At 70.8% G+C, this 1,939-nt stretch carries 3 protein-coding genes; all 3 read left to right on the top strand.

The window, feature by feature from the left end:
- The coding region (locus AC5RUJ_RS15325; protein ID WP_494156146.1) for a hypothetical protein at window positions 1-690 on the top strand (690 nt) is incomplete at its 5' end.
- Window positions 687-1,253: a type II secretion system F family protein gene (locus AC5RUJ_RS15320; RefSeq protein WP_494128619.1), complete on the top strand. Its 567-nt coding sequence runs from the start codon at window positions 687-689 to the stop codon at window positions 1,251-1,253. The genes AC5RUJ_RS15325 and AC5RUJ_RS15320, both read left to right, overlap by 4 nt.
- Before the next feature lie 127 nt (window positions 1,254-1,380).
- The gene (locus AC5RUJ_RS15315) at window positions 1,381-1,878 is read left to right on the top strand and encodes a DUF4244 domain-containing protein (RefSeq protein ID WP_494128618.1); all 498 of its coding nucleotides are present in this window, start codon (window positions 1,381-1,383) and stop codon (window positions 1,876-1,878) included.
- Window positions 1,879-1,939: the final 61 nt, after the last annotated feature.

Below are 1,939 nucleotides of genomic sequence, written 5' to 3'. Positions count from 1 at the left end.
GGGACGCGGCGCCGGTCCGCCGGCGCCGAATTGGACCTGCTGCCCCTCTTCGTGCGGCAGCTGGCCGCGCTGTTGAGTTCCGGGCGCACGCCGGCCCAGCTCTGGCCGGATATGCTCTCGTTCTACGCCGCAACGGGACTGCCAGACCGGTCCGCGCCCGGCTCAAGACGGCGGGACGGAACAGGGCCGGCGTCGGGTGCGGCAGCGCGGGAAGTGGGGCTGTTGCTCCCGACCCTTGAGGCGGCAGCACAGGCCGCGGATTTGGGGCTGGGAATCGGACCGGTTCTGCGGAGGCAGGGGCCGGGCGACGGCCGGCGGGTACGACCCGAGGCCGCCGCCGCGCAACGGATGTGGCATGATTTGGCTTCCTGCTGGGAGGTTTCCGAGAGGACCGGGGCACCACTGTCCCTGCTGCTGGAGAATTATGCGCGGCACCTGCAGCATCGGCTTGATGCCAGGGCTGCGCGCAGAATCGCGCTGGCGGGACCCAAGGCCACCGCGGCCCTGCTCGGGTGGCTGCCGCTGCTGGGACTTGGGCTCGGCGCCGCGATGGGTGCCGACCCCGTCGCCACGCTGCTGCTGTCACCGACGGGGTGGCCGGTCCTGGTCACCGGGACGGCGCTCATGGTCGGCGCACGTTTCTGGTCCCGGCAGCTCGTGCGCCATGCTGCCGGAAGGGAGGGCCTGTGATTCCGGTGCTGACCGGTGTACTGCTCTTTGCTGCTGCCTGGCTGCTGTATCCGGGACTGGTCGGCGCCCGCCGCATCCCCGCGCAGCGGCCGCTGGTTTCAGGCGGAACCCGGAAAGGTGGCGGCAGGGACGAAGCGCCCGACGATCCGGCCCTGCACCTGGACTTGTTGGGCGCGATGCTGGCAGCGGGACTTCCCTTGCCTCACGCCGTTGCTGCCCTCGCTGCCACCAGCCAGGGAACGACGAAGACGGCTTTGGACCAGGTCGCCTCGGCGTTGTTGCTGGGCGTGGACTGGCAGGAGGCCTGGGCGCTCGCAGAGAGCGGTTCCGGACTGCACGTGTTGCGTGACTCCCTGCGCTTCGGTGCCGCAACGGGTGCGCCCTCGGCGGCGGTGCTCTTTGCCCAAGCCGACCAGCTGCGGCGGCGCGGGCATCAGGAAGACCAGCAGCGTGCGGCCGCGCTCGGCACCCGGCTTGTACTTCCGCTGGGGCTGTGCGCCCTTCCGGCCTTCATTGCGCTGGGCGTCGTGCCGGTGCTCGTCGCCCTCGTGCCCAAGCTGTAAGCACTCCTCCACAGCGCAGGCTTTATCCCGGAGTGTGCACCGGGACCGAGCCGGCGGTGCCGGGCTCCTGGCGCGGTCGGGGAAGCTCGAATAACCGCAATCCCGCGGTCTCATTTAGGAGGAAAACATGTTGTCACTGGCCGAAATCCGGGACCGCACACCACGTTCGCTGCCGCCGAACCCTGCAGTGCAACTACCCGGGGACAAGACGGCGCGACAGATCGCGGCGGCGCAACCACCCGGGGCCACGGCGAGGCAACCGTCCGCGGCGGCGCAACCACCCGCGCCGGCTCAGCCGACCGCGGTGACGCAACCATCCCCATCAGCGGAACCGACCGGGAACGCCGCGGCACAACGGCCTGCGGCGGCACTACTGCCCGCGGCGCCAGACGGCCCCGGCAGTCAGGCGGATGTCATTGACTTCCCGGCAGGCGGTCGGAACAGGCTCGCCCGGAGAAACTGGCGGCACCTGATCGGCTCCGAAGCCGGAATGGCCACCGCCGAGTATGCCATCGCGACGCTTGCCGCGGTGGCGTTCGCCGGTCTCTTGGTCCTGATCCTGCGAAGCGGCGAAGTCCGCGGCATGCTCACGGATTTGGTGGAGCTGGCGCTGAGGGCGGTCTGACCGATGTCTGTGTGCCGCCCCGCCCGCTCCAGCACCGGCCGGCGTGCCCCGGCCGCCCAGC

This window comes from Arthrobacter sp. Y3223164, from assembly GCF_059091005.1.
Note: the sequence above shows the minus strand (reverse complement) of the source record. Positions and strands in the feature narration are given on the sequence as shown.

What these genes read in the sequence shown, in the direction of transcription:
- AC5RUJ_RS15315 (WP_494128618.1), top strand. Translation starts at nt 1,381, where the DNA reads ATGTTGTCACTGGCCGAAATCCGGGACCGCACACCACGTTCGCTGCCG.